This is a genomic window from Streptomyces aquilus (assembly GCF_003955715.1).
GTDB lineage: Bacteria > Actinomycetota > Actinomycetes > Streptomycetales > Streptomycetaceae > Streptomyces > Streptomyces aquilus.
In genome coordinates this window covers 5,133,968-5,149,854 of sequence record NZ_CP034463.1, presented here as the reverse complement: position 1 = coordinate 5,149,854, position 15,887 = coordinate 5,133,968, and the positions used below count along the sequence as shown (strand labels likewise).

The following is a 15,887-nucleotide window of genomic DNA, read 5'->3' as shown; positions in this document are numbered from 1 at the left end:
GGAAGCTCCTAGACTGACGCGGGCGGAATCTCCGGGCACGTCCCGGTGGACTCCCTGGCAGCGAGGGGCGGTTGACGGTGCGTAAGGCGTGGATCGTGGCGGGTGCCGCTCTCGGGGCGGGGCTGAGCTTCGTGATGCTGCTCGTCGTGGGGGTCTACGTCGTCGCCGGGAACCTCGCCAACGGGGTCGGCGGGGCCACCAAGGCGCTCGCCAAGGGCGCTGTGCCGGCCGCCTATTCGGGGCTGGTGCAGAAGTGGGGCAACCTGTGCCCGGCCATCAACCCGGCACTGCTCGCCGCCCAGCTGTACCAGGAGAGCGGGTTCAACCCGAGGGCGCAGAGCGCGGCGGCCGCGCAGGGCATAGCGCAGTTCATCCCCGGCACCTGGGCCACGCACGGGATCGACGGCGACGGCGACGGCGACCGCGACGTATGGGATCCGAATGACGCGATTCCGTCGGCCGCGTCGTACGACTGCAAGCTCGCCTCGTACGTGAAGGACGTCCCCGGCGACCCCACGAGGAACATGCTCGCGTCCTACAACGCGGGCGCGTACGCGGTCATCAAGTACGGCGGCGTACCGCCGTACCAGGAGACCCAGAACTACGTGAAGACGATCACGACGCTGGAGGAGAGCTTCGCCGCTCCCGTCACCCGCGTCGACCCGTCCAAGCAGGCCGCCGCCGCGATCACCTACGCGCAGAACAAACTCGGCACGCCCTACCTCTGGGGCGGTGACGGTACTGCTCAGGACGGTGGGCGGTTCGACTGCTCGGGGCTGACGAAGGCCGCGTACGAGAGCGTCGGGGTCACGCTGCCGCGCGTCGCCAACGACCAGTGGAACGCGGGACCGCATCCGGCCAGGGACGAGCTGCTGCCGGGCGATCTGGTCTTCTTCTCCGACGACCTCACCAACTCCCGCGCCATCCGGCATGTGGGGATTTATGTCGGCGGCGGATACATGATCGACGCCCCGAGAACGGGTGCTGTGATCCGGTTCGACCCGATCGACACCCCCGACTACTTCGGTGCGACCCGGGTCACCGAAGATGGCGCGAAAGCGCTCCCCACGACGGTCTGAACGGGCTGTGAACCTACCCCCTGAGCTGCAGAGATGTGTCTCTCTTCGATAACGTCTGCGTGATCATTCAGTGGAGTGTGGAACGTATTAACGGGGACCATGCGTTCCTGTTGTCGTAGCCGAACGCATATCGGATCTACATCCACGGGGGCCGAGAACAACGACGAAGGGGCCACAGCACCATGGCTGGACTCGCCGCATCCGGGTCGAACCCCGACGTCGAGCTGCTCTACGACATCAACGGCCTGGCCAAGGACGCGCCGCACTGGTTCGACCGGGTCATGGAGTTCGTCGGCGAGTACGGCATCCTGCTCGCCACCGTGCTGCTCGTGCTGTGGTGCTGGCTGTCCGTGCGCAGGCGCGGCGGCGAGGAGGCCGCCCCCTCGGTCGCGGCCCTCGTCTGGGCGCCGCTCGCCGCCGGTGTCGCCGTGCTGATCAACGTGCCGATACGAGGTTTCGTGGAGCGGCCCAGGCCGTTCGTCGACCACGACGGCCTGGAGGTCCTGGTCAGCGGCAAGACCGACTATTCGTTCGTCAGTGATCACGCCACGATCACCATGGCGCTGGCCGTCGGACTGTTCCTCGCCAACCGGAAGTTCGGCGTCGTCGGCATCCTGCTCGCCCTGTTCGAAGGCTTCTGCCGGGTCTACATGGGCGTCCACTACCCGACCGACGTCCTCGGCGGCCTCGCCCTCGGCACCGCCGTCGCCCTCCTGCTCTCCCCGCTGGCCATGGCCCTGCTCACGCCGCTGACGAAGGCGATCGAGCGGTCGCCGCGTGCGGGGTGGCTGATCCGCTCGCGGAAGGCCTCGGCGTACGACGGACAGGGCGCCGTCGTGCCCGGGGCGCGCCAGGAAGCGGGCGCGGAGGAGCGGGACCTCGCGGCCTGACCGGGCTGCTCGGCCCGGCTACCGGGGGCTGCTCGGCCCGGCAGGGCTGCCGGCCTGACCGGGCTGCTCAGAGCGCCTGCGGGAACGTGAAGAAGCCGTTCGGGTCGTACTGCTTCTTCAGCGTCGCCAGACGGTTCGCCGCGTCCCCGTAGTAGGCCTTCCGCCAGTTCGTCAGCGTCGGGTCCGTGTAGTTCTGGTACGCCGCCCCCGACGCGTACGGCTTCATCGCGTCGTGCGCCGCGGTCAGCCAGGACTGGCCGGTGGCGCCGGAGGTGCCCGCCCGCCAGGACACGATGTACTGGGCCAGCATGCGGGAGCGGCGGTGGACGAACGCCGTCGCCGTGGGGGAGACGCGGTTGACCGCGCCGCCGAGCGCGGTCAGGGCGATGCTGCCGGAGCCGCCGCGCACCGTCTCCATCTGCTTCAGCAGGGCCTTGATGCCGGCCGTGGACAGGGAGCGGTCGAAGAAGTCCGACTTCGCCGCGTACGTCTCCCGGTTCAGCGCGCCCTGCGGGGAGCGGCCAGGGGTCTTGCCGGGGAGATGGCACTGGGCGTCGGTGGCGAAGGAGGAGCAGCCGGCGTAGATCTCCATCGCCTCCTCGTAGGAGCGGCGGCGCAGGGAGACGCTGCTCGCGGGGGCGCCCACCTTGTCGGCGAGGCGGTCCACCGCGTTCTGGAGCTCGCCGTAGGTGCCGAGGGAGAAGGCGGCGACGTTGATGGTGGTGTAGCCGCCGGTGGTGCCCGCCAGGTGCAGGGACGACCAGATCTCGTCCGGCTGGTCCGGCCCCCACTCCTGCCAGGCCTTTATCACGGCGGCGGCCTTCGACCAGGGCCAGGAGAGATAGCCGGTCACCGCCTGTGGGGCCGGGTGCGTCTTGAACTGGAGTTCCGTGACGACGCCGAAGTTGCCGTTGCCCGCGCCGCGCAGGGCCCAGAAGAGGTCCGTGTTGGTGGTGGCGTTGGCGGTGAGCTGCTTGCCGTCGGCGGTGATGATCGTGGCCTGGGTGAGGCTGTCGCAGGTCAGGCCGTAGGCGCGGGAGACGACTCCGTGGCCGCCGCCGAGGGTGAGACCGGAGACGCCGACGGTGGGGCAGGAGCCGGCGGGGATGGTGACGCCCTTCGCGGTGAGGGCGCGGTAGACGTCGATGAGCTTGGAACCGGCGCCGACGACCGCGGTGCCGCCGCTCGCCCGGACCTTGTTGAGCTTGGAGACGTCGATGATCAGCCGGCCGTTGCCGGAGGACCAACCGGCGTAGGAGTGGCCGCCGTTGCGGATCGCGACCTTGAGGTGGTGGGCGCGGGCGTAGGCGAGGGTGGTGCGGATGTCGTCGGCGTGGGCGACGTAGGCGACGGCGGTGGGCTTCAGGTTGTCGAAGCGGGTGTTGTAGAGCTGGTGGGCGGCCGGCCAGTTGGTGTCGCCGGGGCGGAGGAGGGGGCCGTCGAGGTCGTGGGCGAGGGCGGTCCAGTTGGCCGGGGCGGCGGGCAGGGCGGCGGACTTGCCGGTGACGGAGGGCGATGTGCCGGCGGGGGTGGTGGTCTGGGCCGCGGTGGCGGTGTCGTCGCCGGTGCAGGCCGCGGTGGTGGCGGCGGCCAGGGCGGCGACGGTGCCTCCGATGAACGTACGGCGTTCCATGGTGCGTGCCCTCCGTGGCCTTGGGTCGGCTTCGTGGCTTTCGTGGCTCTCGTGGAACGAGACGGGGTGGGGGTGGCCGGGGTTCCATGGTGCACGGAGTCGGGGCGGAGGTGCCGGGGTGTCGCTCACCCGCGCTGGCGGGGTGCCGCTGCGCCCACCCGTGCCGCCCAGCGGCACGACTGCCCGCAGCTAGGCAGCTACGTCGGCATGTGGTTCTGGGCGTCTGTTCTTGCTTGGCTTCTTGCTCTTCTTGCTGGGCCTCGCCAGCCGCAGGTGCAGCGGGCTGTGCAGAAGCGGCCCTGGTCGACCGTCGTCGTCAGGTGTTCGGGGGATTCATGGGGTGGGGGGACCCTGTCCTGCTGCGCCACGGCGACAACGTTACCGAGCCTCGGTAAAGGGGCGGTATGCGTGACGGGCCCAACGAGCCGTCGTTAAGCGGAGCGACAGGGGGTCCGTGACGGAGGCAGGCGATGGCGGAGCGGCAGCACAGGGTCGGCGGGGCGATCGTCGCGGGGGTCGTCGTCCTGTGTGGGAGCAGTGGGTGTGCCGGGGGCGGCGGAGGCGGTGGGGACGAGCGTGGGGGCGATCCTGTTGTCGTGCTGCATGCCGCCGCTGAGAGGCTGGTGGAGGCCGGGAGTTCCAAGGCCCGTACCTCCATGGAGATGGCCACCGGCGGGACCCGGGTCACCATCCGCGGCGAGGGTGTCTACGACTACCGGCGGCAGCTCGGGCAGTTGAAGGTGCTCCTGCCTCAGGACCCGGCCGGCCAGAGCGAGCACCGGCCGATTACCGAACTGCTCGCCCCGGGTGCCCTGTTCATGAAGAACCGGGGGGCCGGAGTGCCCGCCGACAAGTGGGTGCGCGTCGACACCGCCACCCTCTCCGACGGGAACCTGGTCACCGGCGGTGCCACCGATCCGTTCGCCGCCGCCGAGTTGCTGCGCGGGGCGCGGACGGCGACGTACGTGGGGAAGACGGACGTCGCCGGGATCGCCGTACGGCACTATCGCGGTACCGCCGATCTCGCCGTGGCCGCGCGGGACGCGACCGACGGGAACAAGGCATCGCTGGGCGCGGCGGCGAAAGGGTTCGCCACGGCGCGCGTCCCCTTCGACGTGTACCTCGACGACGACGGGCGCATCCGCAAGATCCGGCACCGGTTCAGCTTCGTCAACGGGCAGCAGAAGGGCACCGTGGCCGTCGCGTCGACGACCTTGCTGTTCGACTTCGGCGCCGCCGTCGACGTACGCCTGCCGAACGGCGACGACATCTACGCCGGGAAGATCGCGGAGGGGTGAGCGGTCGTGACGGGCGTCAAGAACTAGCCCGTCCGTGCCATGCGCGGTGCGTAGACCGCTCCCTACTCTAGGAAGCGGTGACGGCAGAGAAGAGGTGATGCACGTGGCTCCGGTCGGCGGTACGGCAGTTCAGGACCACGTGGCCCTCGCCGAGATCGAGCTGTGCGGAGAGCTGATCATCGCGGCGTCGGCCGCGCACGAGGACCGGCTCAGCCTTGGACGCATCGACGAGGTGCTGAAAGTGGCCCAGGAACGCGAGGACGCCTCCGGCGAATGAGCCGGAGGCGCTCCTGTGGCCACGATCACCCGCGATCAGGTCACGTCCGCAGCATGCGGGCGATCGCCTGCGTGGCCTCCGCCACCTTCGCGTCGATCTCGTCGCCGCCCTTGACGGCCGCGTCGGCCACGCAGTGCCGCAGGTGTTCCTCCAGGAGTTGCAGGGCGAAGGACTGAAGCGCCTTGGTGGAGGCGGACACCTGCGTGAGTATGTCGATGCAGTAGACGTCCTCGTCGACCATCCGCTGCAGGCCACGGATCTGGCCCTCGATGCGGCGCAGGCGCTTGAGGTGTTCGTCCTTCTGCTTGTGGTAGCCGTGCGTGGCGTGCTCGGAGGGCGCTGCCGCGCCGGCCTCGGTGGTCGTCATCGCGTCCTCCATGTCACTTGGGCATGACCTAGACGGTTACATACCCCTACTGGGTATATCGTACCGAACTCTGGCGGGTATAGGGCCTGCGGAAGGCCCCCGTGCTGACCACTCTGCCTGATGGGCGACACTGGGGGACGGCCCATTAGCCGTGGCCGGATGATGCACTTAGCATCAGCCTGACCGAAACCGATGCACCCCGAGGACCCCTTGTGCGCTTCCGTCTGACCCCCAGGGAGACGAGCTTCTACGACATGTTCGCCGCATCCGCGGACAACATCGTCACGGGCTCGAAGCTCCTCATGGAACTGCTCGGGGCGGACACCGCCGGCCGGGCCGAGATCGCAGAGCGTATGCGGGCCGCGGAACATGCGGGTGACGACGCCACACACGCGATCTTCCATCAGCTGAACTCCTCGTTCATCACGCCGTTCGACCGTGAGGACATCTACTCCCTGGCGTCCTCCCTCGACGACATCATGGACTTCATGGAGGAGGCCGTCGACCTCGTCGTCCTCTACAACGTCGAGGAACTGCCGAAGGGCGTCGAGCAGCAGATCGAGGTGCTGGCGCGGGCCGCGGAGCTCACGGCGGAAGCCATGCCGAACCTGCGGACCATGGACAACCTCACCGAGTACTGGATCGAGGTCAACCGGCTGGAGAACCAGGCCGACCAGATCCACCGCAAGCTGCTCGCCCACCTCTTCAACGGCAAGTACGACGCCATCGAGGTGCTGAAGCTGAAGCAGATCGTGGATGTGCTGGAGGAGGCGGCGGACGCCTTCGAGCACGTGGCCAACACGGTGGAGACCATCGCGGTCAAGGAGTCCTGAGCCCTTCATGGACACCTTCGCGTTGATCGTGACCATTGGCGTCGCGCTCGGATTCACCTACACCAACGGCTTTCACGATTCGGCGAACGCGATCGCCACGTCGGTCTCGACACGGGCGCTGACGCCGCGTGCGGCACTGGCGATGGCCGCCGTGATGAACCTCGCCGGCGCGTTCCTCGGTTCCGGGGTCGCCAAGACCGTCAGCGAGGGGCTGATCGAGACGCCCGAGGGGTCGAAGGGGATGGGCATCCTCTTCGCCGCGCTGGTCGGGGCGATCACCTGGAACCTCATCACCTGGTACTTCGGGCTGCCCTCGTCGTCGTCCCATGCGCTGTTCGGCGGCATGGTGGGCGCGGCGCTCGCGGGCGGTACGACGGTCTACTGGCACGGCGTGCTGGAGAAGGTCGTCATCCCGATGTTCGTGTCACCGTTCGTCGGTCTCATCGCCGGTTACCTGGTGATGACCGCGATCATGTGGATCTTCCGGCGGGCCAACCCGCACAAGGCCAAGCGCGGATTCCGGATCGCGCAGACCGTCTCGGCGGCCGGGATGGCGCTCGGGCACGGCCTCCAGGACGCGCAGAAGACCATGGGCATCGTGGTGATGGCGCTGGTCATCGCCGACGTCGAGGACTACGGCGATCCGATCCCGGTGTGGGTGAAGATCGTGTGCGCCGTGATGCTGTCGCTGGGCACGTACGCCGGTGGCTGGCGGATCATGCGGACGCTGGGGCGGAAGATCATCGAGCTGGATCCGCCGCAGGGGTTCGCCGCGGAGACGACCGGCGCGTCGATCATGTTCACCACGGCGTTCCTCTTCAAGGCGCCGATCTCCACGACCCATGTCATCACCTCCGCGATCATGGGCGTCGGCGCGACCAAGCGCGTGAACGCCGTGCGCTGGGGTGTCGCCAAGAACATCGTGCTCGGCTGGTTCATCACCATGCCGGCGGCGGCGCTGGTGGCGGCGGCGTCGTTCGGGATCGTGAATCTGGCGTTCCTGTAGAACAGGAAAGAGCCCGCCCCGACCACGAAAGAGCCCGCCCCACATACGAAAGAGCCCGCCCCCTGATGAGTCAGGGGGCGGGCCCTTTTTCGTCCTCGCGGTGGCACCGCCATGCAGCACCGCGAGGGGATCTGGGGATCAGCCGAAGCGGCCCGAGATGTAGTCCTCCGTCGCCTGGACCGACGGGTTGGAGAAGATGCGCTCCGTCTCGTCGATCTCGATCAGCTTGCCGGGCTGGCCGACGGCGGCCAGGTTGAAGAAGGCGGTGCGGTCCGAGACACGGGCCGCCTGCTGCATGTTGTGCGTCACGATGACGATCGTGAAGAGCTCCTTCAGCTCGCCGATCAGGTCCTCGATCGCGAGCGTGGAGATCGGGTCCAGGGCCGAGCAGGGCTCGTCCATGAGCAGCACCTTGGGCTCCACCGCGATCGCGCGGGCGATGCACAGGCGCTGCTGCTGACCGCCGGAGAGGCCCGAGCCCGGCTTGTTCAGGCGGTCCTTGACCTCGTTCCAGAGGTTCGCACCCTTGAGGGACTTCTCGACGACGTCCGCGAGCTCGGACTTCTTGTACGAGCCGTTCAGCCGCAGGCCCGCCGCCACGTTGTCGAAGATCGACATCGTGGGGAACGGGTTCGGACGCTGGAAGACCATGCCGACCTCGCGGCGGACGGAGACCGGGTCGATCCCGGCGCCGTACAGGTCCTCGTCGTCCAGCATCACCTTGCCCTCGACGCGACCGCCGGGGGTGACCTCGTGCATCCGGTTCAGGGTGCGCAGGAACGTCGACTTGCCGCAGCCGGAGGGGCCGATGAAGGCCGTCACCGAGCGGGGCTCGACGGTCATCGAGATGTCTTCGATCGCCTTGTGGGACCCGTAGTAGGCGGTCAGTCCGCTTACGTCGATTCGCTTGGCCATGACTACTTCACTTCCAGAGATTCGTCGGTCGCTGTATGGCCGCGTCAGCGACCGGTCTTCGGGGCCTTCCAGCGGGCGATGCCGCGGGCCACCAGGTTCAGGATCATCACGAAGGCGATCAGCGTCAGCGACGCCGCCCAGGCGCGGTCGTACGCCGCTCCGGACCCCGCGCTGTTCGCGTACTGCTGGTAGATGTACAGCGGCAGCGACGACTGCGCCCCTTCGAAGGGGTTGGTGTTGATGAACGGGTTCCCGAACACGAGGAGCAGTACCGGAGCCGTCTCGCCCGCGATACGGGCGACCGCCAGCATGATGCCGGTCGTGATGCCGCCGATCGAGGTCGGCAGGACCACCTTCAGGATCGTGCGCCACTTCGGGACGCCCAGGGCGAGGGAGGCCTCGCGCAGCTCGTTCGGGACGAGCTTGAGCATCTCCTCGGTGGAGCGGACGACCACCGGCATCATCAGGATGGCCAGGGCCAGCGAGCCGGCGAAGCCGAAGGGCTGCATGTCGAACTGGAGCATGAGGCTGAGGATGAACAGACCCGCGACGATCGACGGGATACCGGTCATGACGTCCACGAAGAACGTGATGGCCTTGGAGAGCTTGCCCCGCCCGTACTCGACCAGGTAGATCGCGGTGAGCACACCGACCGGCGCGGCGATCAGGGTGGCGAGGCCGACCTGCTCCAGGCTGCCGATGATGGCGTGGTAGATACCGCCGCCGGGCTCGGTGTCGGCGACCACACCCATGGAGTGGGTCAGGAAGTAGAGGTCGAGGACCTTCACACCGCGTACGACGGTCACCCAGACCAGGGAGACCAGCGGGACCACGGCGAGCAGGAAGGCGACCCAGACCAGCGAGGTGGCGATCCGGTCCTTGGCCTGGCGCTTGCCCTCGACGCGGGCGGCGATGCCGTAGGTCCCGACGACGAAGAGGATCGCGGCGATCAGGCCCCACTGCACGTGGCTGTCGAGGCCGGCGCCCAGGCCGATGGCGATCGCGAGGCCGACCGAGCCGCCCGCGATGGCGTACGGGGACCACTTGGGCAGGCGGGCGCCCTTGAGGGTGCTGACGGTTGCGGTGCTCATGCGTTGGCCCCCGAGTACTCCGCGCGGCGGGCGATGATCGCCCGGGCCGCGCCGTTGACCAGCAGCGTGATGACGAACAGGACCAGACCGGAGGCGATCAGCGCGTCCCGGCCGAACTCGGTGGCCTCGCCGAACTTGCTGGCGATGTTCTGCGCGAAGGTGCCGCCGCCCGGGTCGAGCAGGCTGGCCTGGATGTCGAAGGTCGGGGAGAGCACGGTGGCCACGGCCATCGTCTCGCCGAGCGCGCGGCCGAGGCCGAGCATCGAGGCGGAGATCACGCCGGAGCGGCCGAAGGGGATCACCGCCATGCGGATGACCTCCCAGCGGGTGGCGCCGAGCGCCAGGGCCGCCTCCTCGTTCATCCGCGGCGTCTGCCGGAAGACCTCACGGCTGACGTTGGTGATGATCGGCAGGATCATGATCGCGAGCAGGATGCCGACGGTCAGCATCGAGCGGGGCGCGCCGCCCTGCCAGGAGAAGATGCCGGTCCAGCCGAGGTAGTCGTCCAGCCAGCCGAACAGGCCGTTCATGTGCGGTACGAGGACCAGGGCGCCCCACAGGCCGTACACGATGGACGGCACGGCGGCGAGCAGGTCGATCACATAGGCGATGGGACCGCTCAGCTTGCGCGGGGCGTAGTGCGTGAGGAACAGGGCGATGGCGACGGCGATCGGGACCGCGATGGCCATGGCGACGATCGAGGAGACGATCGTGCCGAACGCCAGGACCGCGATGCCGAAGACCGGCTCCTGGAGGCCCGTGTTCCATTCGAACGTGGTCAGGAAGTTGCCGTGGTCCTTGCTGATGGCGAGGGACGCGCGGTAGGTGAGGAAGACCGCGATCGCGGCCATGATCACCAGCAGGAAGATGCCCGAGCCGCGGGAGAAGCCGAGGAAGATCCGGTCTCCGGGGCGGGTGGCGCCGCGGGCGGCGCGCTTCTGCTCGGTCTCGGTGGGCTGGGCTGCGGGGGGAGGTGTGTCGGTTATCTGTGTGGTGTCCATCGGGTTCTCCGGTCTGCGGAGACGCACGGTGTGTGCGGCTCCTGGCGGCGGTGCACCGGACGGTGCGGCCCGGCCCCGGCGAGGGGACGGGCCGCACGCTCAGATCAGCTCAGGCCCTCGATGGTGGTGCGGACCTTGGCGATGATGTCGTCGGGGATCGGGGCGTAGCCGGCCGCGGAGAGCTGGCCCTGGCCGTCCTCGGAGGCGATGTACCGCAGGAACGCCTTCGTGGCGGGCAGGGTGTCGGCCTTGTTGCCCTTGTCGCAGACGATCTCGTACGTGACCAGGGTGATCGGGTAGGCGCCCTCGGCCTTGGTCGCGCGGTCCAGCTCCAGCGAGAGGTCCTTGCCCGTGCCGACGACCTTGGCGGCGGCGATGGCCTTGGTGGCGTTCTCGACGGTGGCCTCGACCGGGGCGGAGGCGCCGGTGTCGACGGTGACCGGGACGATGCCGTCCTTGGCGTACGACAGCTCCATGTAGGAGATGGCGCCGGAGGTCTGCTTGACCTGCTGGGCGACACCGGAGGAGCCGGACGCCGACTGGCCGCCCTTGGCCTGCCAGGCCTTGCCGCCCGAGTACTTCCAGTTCGCCGGGGAGGCGGCGATCAGGTACTTGGTGAAGTTGTCCGTGGTGCCGGACTCGTCCGAGCGGTGGAACGCCTGGATCTTCAGGTCGGGGAGCTTGGCGTCGGGGTTCAGCTTCTTGATCGCCGCGTCGTTCCAGTTGGTGATCTTGCTGTCGAAGATCTTGGCGATGGTCTCGGCGTTGAGGACGAGCTTGTCGACGCCGGGGACGTTGAAGCCGACCGCGATCGGGCCGCCGACCATCGGCAGGTCGATGCCCTGGCCGCCCTTGCAGACGGACTTGGAGGCGGTGACCTCTTCGGGCTTCAGCGCCGAGTCGGAACCGGCGAAGGCCACCTGGCCCTGCGTGAAGGCGGTGACACCGGCGCCGGAGCCGGAGCCCTTGTAGTTGATCTGCACACCGGAGCAGGCCGCGGTGAACGACTTCACCCAGGTGTCGATCGCGTTCTTCTGCGCGGAGGAGCCGTCGGCGAGCAGCTGACCCTTGGCGTCGTCGCACTTGATGTTGCCGGCCTGAGCGCTGGCGGAGGAGTCGCCGCCGTTGCTGTTGCCGGTGTCGTCCGAGCCGCACGCCGTGAGGGCCAGGGCGCCGGAGACGGCGAACGCGCCGAGAGCGAGAGCCCGCCGGTTCTTGCGCTGAAGCTTCACTGAGGGAGTTCCTTCCGAGAGCCGCCGTCCTGAATTCGGCGGCGTGCGAAGACTGGGTGGCGCGGATGCGTCGTCGAGGTGTTCCCGCGAGGCGCGGTCCGCACCGCGTAAGGCCGAAATTAGGCAGATCAGGTGAAGGCGCCGACTGGCGGAAATGAACGGAGAGTGAACCCCTGCGAAAGGTGCGGTTAGGTCACGGAACGGTTGCATTCCACGGGGCGCACCGGCCTCATGCGAGATGCAGTGCCGCCAGGAGCTCGTCGATCAGCGCGCGGTCCCGCTGCTGGGTCAGACGGTTGCGGGCCGCCGTCGGAGGAAGCCAGAGGATGCGGTCCACCTCGGTGTTCGGGGTGAACGCCCCGGCCGTGGCCTCCGCCGCCCAGTACTGGACCTGCTTGGGGCGGCCGTTCGCCAGATAGCGGACGGTGGACAGCCTGGTGCCCGGGGTCGCCTCGTAACCGGTCTCCTCCGCCACCTCGCGCAGCGCGCCGGCGAGCGCGTCCTCGCCGCGCTTCAGCTTGCCCTTCGGGTGCGACCAGTCGTCGTATTTCGGCCGGTGGACGAGGCAGATCTCCAGCTCGCCGTCGATGGGGGAGCGGCGCCACAGAACGCAGCCGGCCGCGTGGACGGTGGTCGTGTCGGGAGAGCTCACGGGGCGCTCACCGTTCCTTCTCGGCTGTCTCGGTCGTCTCGGCTAGGGGGTGCTGACTGTTTCCTTCTGCCAGGCCCGCTGGAAGGCGAATCTCGCGGCCTCCACCTCGTGGCGCTGGTCGGCGTGGAGCACGCCGAGGGCGTACGCGGTGGCCGGGGCGATACGCGGGGTGCGCGCCGCCTGTGCCGCGGCGGCCGCCGCCTCGGACGCGTCGCGGTGGCGGTCCAGCGCTTCGCCGGCCGCGAGCAGGCGTACGTCGACGATCTCGGCGTTGTGGAGGACCTCGCGGGCGTAACGGTGCAGGCGCAGCAGCAGGCGGACCTGGTGCCAGGGGGCGTCCTGGGGGTGGGGGGACGGGTCCGGGGAGAGGCCGTGAACGAGGGCCTCGGCGTTGTAGGGGTGGCCCGCGGTGACCAGGGGGAGGGCGGTGACGGCGTCGTTGAGGCGGTCCTCGGCTGCGGCGGCGAGGGGAAGGAGCGGGGTGGTGGCGGCGGTCTGGGACAGGGGGACTTCGCTGGCCAGGACGGCGATGTTGTCGGCGACCGCGTGGAAGCGGCTGGAACCCAGGGCCTGGAGGGCGGTGCTGTGGGCCCGAGTGCGGGCGAGGGTGAGCTGGCGGTCCAGGAGGGCGCCTGCCTTCGCCGCGCCCACGGTCAGGTTGCCGCGGTCCGGGGTGGGCGTACCGGGGTTTCCGCTCGCAGCGCCGGCTGGTGCCGCCCCAGCGGCACGACTGGCCGCGGCGGCTCCGCCGGACTGAACCGGCAGCATCGCGCCCGACAGCCTGTGCAGGGCCAGCAACAGGCGTTCCAGTCTTGCCTCGTACGCGTGTTCCAGCGCCAACGTGCCGGACAGCCAGGCCAGTTCGGGGCGGATGCGCTCCGACCAGTCCGGGTCCAGGAGGGGGCGGAAGGTGTGGAGGCTGGCGCTGATGCGGCGGGCCGAGCGGCGCAGGGCCCGGGCCGCGTCGACGGACGCCTCCGAGCCGCCCGCCGCCGCACCGCCGTTCTCGCGGTGCTGGCGCAGGGCTCGGAGGAACTCCGTGGCCTGGGCGCGGAGGTAGCCCGCGAGGGCGTCCGCCGTGGCCGCCCCGGCCGTGGCGTCCGTCGGTTCAAGGTGTTGCTGTGCCACGCCGGCGCCTCCGGGCGTCTATGAGCATCTCCTGGATGTTGCGCAGGGGCTGGCCGTCCGCGTCGGTGGCGTGCCGCTCCCAGTCGCCGTCCGGGCCCAGGTGCCAGGAGGAGGTGGTGTCGGACATGCCCGTTTCCAGAAGGCGGTTGAGGGATGCGCGGTGGGCCGGGTCGGTGACCCGGACCAGCGCCTCGATACGGCGGTCGAGATTGCGGTGCATCATGTCGGCGCTGCCGATCCACACCTCGGGCTCGCCGCCGTTGCCGAAGGCGAAGACCCGGGAGTGTTCGAGGAAGCGGCCGAGGATCGAGCGGACCCTGATGTTGTCCGACAGGCCTTCCACGCCCGGGCGGATCGCGCAGATGCCGCGCACCCAGACGTCGACCGGCACGCCCGCCTGGGAGGCCCGGTAGAGCGAGTCGATGAGCGCCTCGTCGACCATCGAGTTGACCTTGATGCGGATGAACGCCGGGCGGCCCGCGCGGTGGTGCTGGACCTCCTTGTTCACCCGGGAGATCAGGCCGTCGCGCAGGGACTTGGGGGCGACCAGGAGGCGGCGGTACGTCTCGCGGCGGGAGTAGCCGGAGAGGCGGTTGAAGAGGTCGGAGAGGTCCGCGCCGACCTGGGGGTCGGCGGTGAGCAGGCCGAGGTCTTCGTACAGGCGGGCCGTCTTCGGGTGGTAGTTGCCGGTGCCGACGTGGCTGTACCGCCGGAGCGTGTCGCCCTCCTGACGGACCACCAGGGACAGCTTGCAGTGGGTCTTCAGACCGACGAGGCCGTACACCACATGGCAGCCCGCCTCCTCCAGCTTGCGCGCCCACTTGATGTTGGCGTGCTCGTCGAAGCGGGCCTTGATCTCGACCAGGACGAGGACCTGCTTGCCGGCCTCGGCGGCGTCGATGAGGGCGTCGACTATGGGGGAGTCGCCCGAGGTCCGGTACAGGGTCTGCTTGATGGCGAGGACGTCCGGGTCGTCGGCCGCCTGCTGGAGGAAGGCCTGCACGGAGGTGGAGAAGCTGTCGTACGGGTGGTGCAGGAGGACGTCGCGGGCGCGCAGGGCCGCGAAGATGTCCGGCGCGGACGCCGACTCGACCTCGGCCAGGTCGCGGTGGACGCCGGCGATGAACTTCTTGTACTTGAGCTCGGGGCGGTCGAGCGAGGCGATGCGGAAGAGGCCGGTGAGGTCCAGGGGGCCGGGGAGGGGATACACCTCGGCCTCGGAGATCTTCAGCTCGCGCACGAGCAGGTCGAGCACCTCGCGGTCGATGGACTCCTCGACCTCCAGGCGCACCGGCGGGCCGAAGCGGCGCCGCATGAGCTCCTTCTCCAGGGCCTGGAGCAGGTTCTCGGCGTCGTCCTCCTCGACCTCCAGGTCCTCGTTCCTGGTGAGGCGGAAGGCGTGGTGCTCCAGCACCTCCATGCCCGGGAACAGCTCCTCCAGGTGGGCCGCGATGACGTCCTCGATGGGGACGTAACGGCCGGGGGAGCTCTCCAGGAAGCGGGACAGCAGCGGCGGGACCTTGACGCGGGCGAAGTGGCGGTGGCCGGTGACGGGGTTGCGTACGACGACCGCGAGGTTCAGGGAGAGACCCGAGATGTACGGGAAGGGGTGCGCCGGGTCGACCGCCAGCGGGGTCAGGACCGGGAAGATCTGGTGCCGGAACAGGGTGAAGAGGCGAGCCTGCTCCTTCTCCTGGAGCTCGTTCCAGCGGACCAGGTGGATGCCCTCCTCCGCGAGTGCGGGGGCGACGTCCTCGTGGTAGCAGGCGGCGTGCCGGGCCATCAGCTCGCGGGAGCGGGCCCAGATCATCTCCAGCACCTCGCGCGGCTGGAGACCGGAGGCCGAACGGGTGGCGACGCCGGTGGCGATACGGCGCTTGAGTCCGGCCACCCGGACCATGAAGAACTCGTCCAGGTTGCTGGCGAAGATGGCGAGGAAGTTCGCCCGTTCGAGCAGCGGGGTGTTCGGGTCCTCGGCGAGTTCCAGGACGCGCTCGTTGAACGCGAGCCAGCTGCGTTCCCGGTCGAGGAAACGACCCTGCGGAAGCTCGACGCCGTCGTACGGGGCCTCCTCGTACGCGTCGAGGTCGGCGTCGATGTCGGGTTCCAGATCCGAGACGACCGCCGCGACGGTGTGCGGGCGGTGTGCGGCTATGGAGCCCACGGAGGGCTGCGCGTGCTGGACCTGTGCGGACGCCTGGGCGTTGGGCTGGCTCATGGACCCATTGTTCCGCGCCATGGGCGATACGGGCGCGTCGGACAGCGCGGGCGGGAGCGCGGCGGCGAGGCGGAGGTCCCCGTTCCCCGCGGACCCCCCGGAGGGCGGCGAAGGCTCTGGCACGGCGGGCTTCATTCGCCGAGCGTCGCAAGCCCGTCTGAACCAATGGTTACGGAGACATGGCGTGCGGGATATCGCGGGACGGCTCCCGGGCGTCCACGGGTCCGGGCCGCACGTCCCCCACCCCCGTGGGAGGACGTGCGGCCC

15 protein-coding genes are annotated in these 15,887 nt (G+C 69.4%); 6 read left to right on the top strand and 9 right to left on the bottom strand.

The window, feature by feature from the left end:
• Positions 1–71 precede the first annotated feature (71 nt).
• Both EJC51_RS23580 and EJC51_RS23575 read left to right on the top strand, forming a co-directional pair.
• Positions 72–1,079, top strand: a complete 1,008-nt coding sequence (locus EJC51_RS23580) for a C40 family peptidase (protein WP_207924954.1) — start codon at positions 72–74, stop codon at positions 1,077–1,079.
• Positions 1,080–1,261: 182 nt separating this feature from the next.
• Positions 1,262–1,969, top strand: coding sequence for a phosphatase PAP2 family protein (locus EJC51_RS23575; protein ID WP_126272911.1), 708 nt, complete (start codon positions 1,262–1,264; stop codon positions 1,967–1,969).
• Positions 1,970–2,036: 67 nt separating this feature from the next.
• On the opposite strand, the gene EJC51_RS23570 is transcribed toward EJC51_RS23575, so the two are convergent.
• On the bottom strand, positions 2,037–3,602 hold the full coding sequence (locus EJC51_RS23570; RefSeq protein ID WP_126272910.1) for an FAD-binding oxidoreductase: 1,566 nt from the start codon (positions 3,600–3,602) through the stop codon (positions 2,037–2,039).
• Positions 3,603–4,072: 470 nt separating this feature from the next.
• Between EJC51_RS23570 and EJC51_RS23565 the strand changes: the two genes are divergently transcribed.
• Together EJC51_RS23565 and EJC51_RS23560 are read left to right on the top strand one after the other, a co-directional pair.
• The gene (locus EJC51_RS23565; protein ID WP_126272909.1) at positions 4,073–4,900 is read left to right on the top strand and encodes an SCO4651 family lipoprotein; all 828 of its coding nucleotides are present in this window, start codon (positions 4,073–4,075) and stop codon (positions 4,898–4,900) included.
• A 97-nt stretch (positions 4,901–4,997) separates the two neighbouring features.
• The gene (locus tag EJC51_RS23560) at positions 4,998–5,177 is read left to right on the top strand and encodes a hypothetical protein (RefSeq protein ID WP_059195744.1); all 180 of its coding nucleotides are present in this window, start codon (positions 4,998–5,000) and stop codon (positions 5,175–5,177) included.
• 40 nt (positions 5,178–5,217) lie between these two features.
• On the opposite strand, the gene EJC51_RS23555 is transcribed toward EJC51_RS23560, so the two are convergent.
• Positions 5,218–5,544, bottom strand: a complete 327-nt coding sequence (locus EJC51_RS23555; protein WP_126272908.1) for a metal-sensitive transcriptional regulator — start codon at positions 5,542–5,544, stop codon at positions 5,218–5,220.
• 212 nt (positions 5,545–5,756) lie between these two features.
• Between EJC51_RS23555 and EJC51_RS23550 the strand changes: the two genes are divergently transcribed.
• Positions 5,757–6,377 (top strand): DUF47 domain-containing protein, encoded by a 621-nt coding sequence (locus tag EJC51_RS23550; protein WP_015659485.1) that lies wholly within the window; start codon positions 5,757–5,759, stop codon positions 6,375–6,377.
• Between the two features lie 7 nt (positions 6,378–6,384).
• A complete protein-coding gene (locus tag EJC51_RS23545; protein ID WP_059195746.1) occupies positions 6,385–7,383 on the top strand; it encodes an inorganic phosphate transporter in 999 nt (332 codons plus the stop codon).
• 138 nt (positions 7,384–7,521) lie between these two features.
• Here the strand turns inward: EJC51_RS23545 and pstB are convergent, their stop codons facing one another.
• The 7 genes from pstB to EJC51_RS23510 form a co-directional block, all read right to left on the bottom strand.
• Complete coding sequence (gene pstB / locus EJC51_RS23540) at positions 7,522–8,298, bottom strand: phosphate ABC transporter ATP-binding protein PstB (RefSeq protein WP_097265880.1); 777 nt, start codon at positions 8,296–8,298, stop codon at positions 7,522–7,524.
• A 44-nt stretch (positions 8,299–8,342) separates the two neighbouring features.
• A complete protein-coding gene (gene pstA / locus EJC51_RS23535; protein ID WP_126272907.1) occupies positions 8,343–9,389 on the bottom strand; it encodes a phosphate ABC transporter permease PstA in 1,047 nt (348 codons plus the stop codon).
• A complete protein-coding gene (gene pstC / locus EJC51_RS23530) occupies positions 9,386–10,390 on the bottom strand; it encodes a phosphate ABC transporter permease subunit PstC (RefSeq protein ID WP_126277103.1) in 1,005 nt (334 codons plus the stop codon). Before pstC ends, pstA begins: the two co-directional genes overlap by 4 nt.
• A gap of 104 nt (positions 10,391–10,494) precedes the next feature.
• A complete protein-coding gene (gene pstS, locus EJC51_RS23525; protein ID WP_126272906.1) occupies positions 10,495–11,622 on the bottom strand; it encodes a phosphate ABC transporter substrate-binding protein PstS in 1,128 nt (375 codons plus the stop codon).
• 229 nt (positions 11,623–11,851) lie between these two features.
• A complete protein-coding gene (locus EJC51_RS23520; protein WP_126272905.1) occupies positions 11,852–12,274 on the bottom strand; it encodes an NUDIX hydrolase in 423 nt (140 codons plus the stop codon).
• A 42-nt stretch (positions 12,275–12,316) separates the two neighbouring features.
• Positions 12,317–13,402, bottom strand: a complete 1,086-nt coding sequence (locus EJC51_RS23515; protein WP_126272904.1) for a CHAD domain-containing protein — start codon at positions 13,400–13,402, stop codon at positions 12,317–12,319.
• Complete coding sequence (locus EJC51_RS23510; protein ID WP_126272903.1) at positions 13,383–15,755, bottom strand: RNA degradosome polyphosphate kinase; 2,373 nt, start codon at positions 15,753–15,755, stop codon at positions 13,383–13,385. The genes EJC51_RS23515 and EJC51_RS23510 overlap by 20 nt, the downstream gene beginning before the upstream one ends.
• Positions 15,756–15,887: the final 132 nt, after the last annotated feature.

Excerpts from the sequence above, each read along its gene's own strand:
- EJC51_RS23545 (WP_059195746.1), top strand. The coding sequence starts at position 6,385 with ATGGACACCTTCGCGTTGATCGTGACCATTGGCGTCGCGCTCGGATTC.
- pstB (WP_097265880.1), bottom strand. The coding sequence starts at position 8,298 with ATGGCCAAGCGAATCGACGTAAGCGGACTGACCGCCTACTACGGGTCC.
- EJC51_RS23570 (WP_126272910.1), bottom strand. The coding sequence starts at position 3,602 with ATGGAACGCCGTACGTTCATCGGAGGCACCGTCGCCGCCCTGGCCGCC.
- pstA (WP_126272907.1), bottom strand. The coding sequence starts at position 9,389 with ATGAGCACCGCAACCGTCAGCACCCTCAAGGGCGCCCGCCTGCCCAAG.
- EJC51_RS23560 (WP_059195744.1), top strand. The coding sequence starts at position 4,998 with ATGCACGTGGCTCCGGTCGGCGGTACGGCAGTTCAGGACCACGTGGCC.
- EJC51_RS23575 (WP_126272911.1), top strand. The coding sequence starts at position 1,262 with ATGGCTGGACTCGCCGCATCCGGGTCGAACCCCGACGTCGAGCTGCTC.
- EJC51_RS23555 (WP_126272908.1), bottom strand. The coding sequence starts at position 5,544 with ATGACGACCACCGAGGCCGGCGCGGCAGCGCCCTCCGAGCACGCCACG.
- pstC (WP_126277103.1), bottom strand. The coding sequence starts at position 10,390 with ATGGACACCACACAGATAACCGACACACCTCCCCCCGCAGCCCAGCCC.
- EJC51_RS23565 (WP_126272909.1), top strand. The coding sequence starts at position 4,073 with ATGGCGGAGCGGCAGCACAGGGTCGGCGGGGCGATCGTCGCGGGGGTC.
- EJC51_RS23510 (WP_126272903.1), bottom strand. The coding sequence starts at position 15,755 with ATGAAGCCCGCCGTGCCAGAGCCTTCGCCGCCCTCCGGGGGGTCCGCG.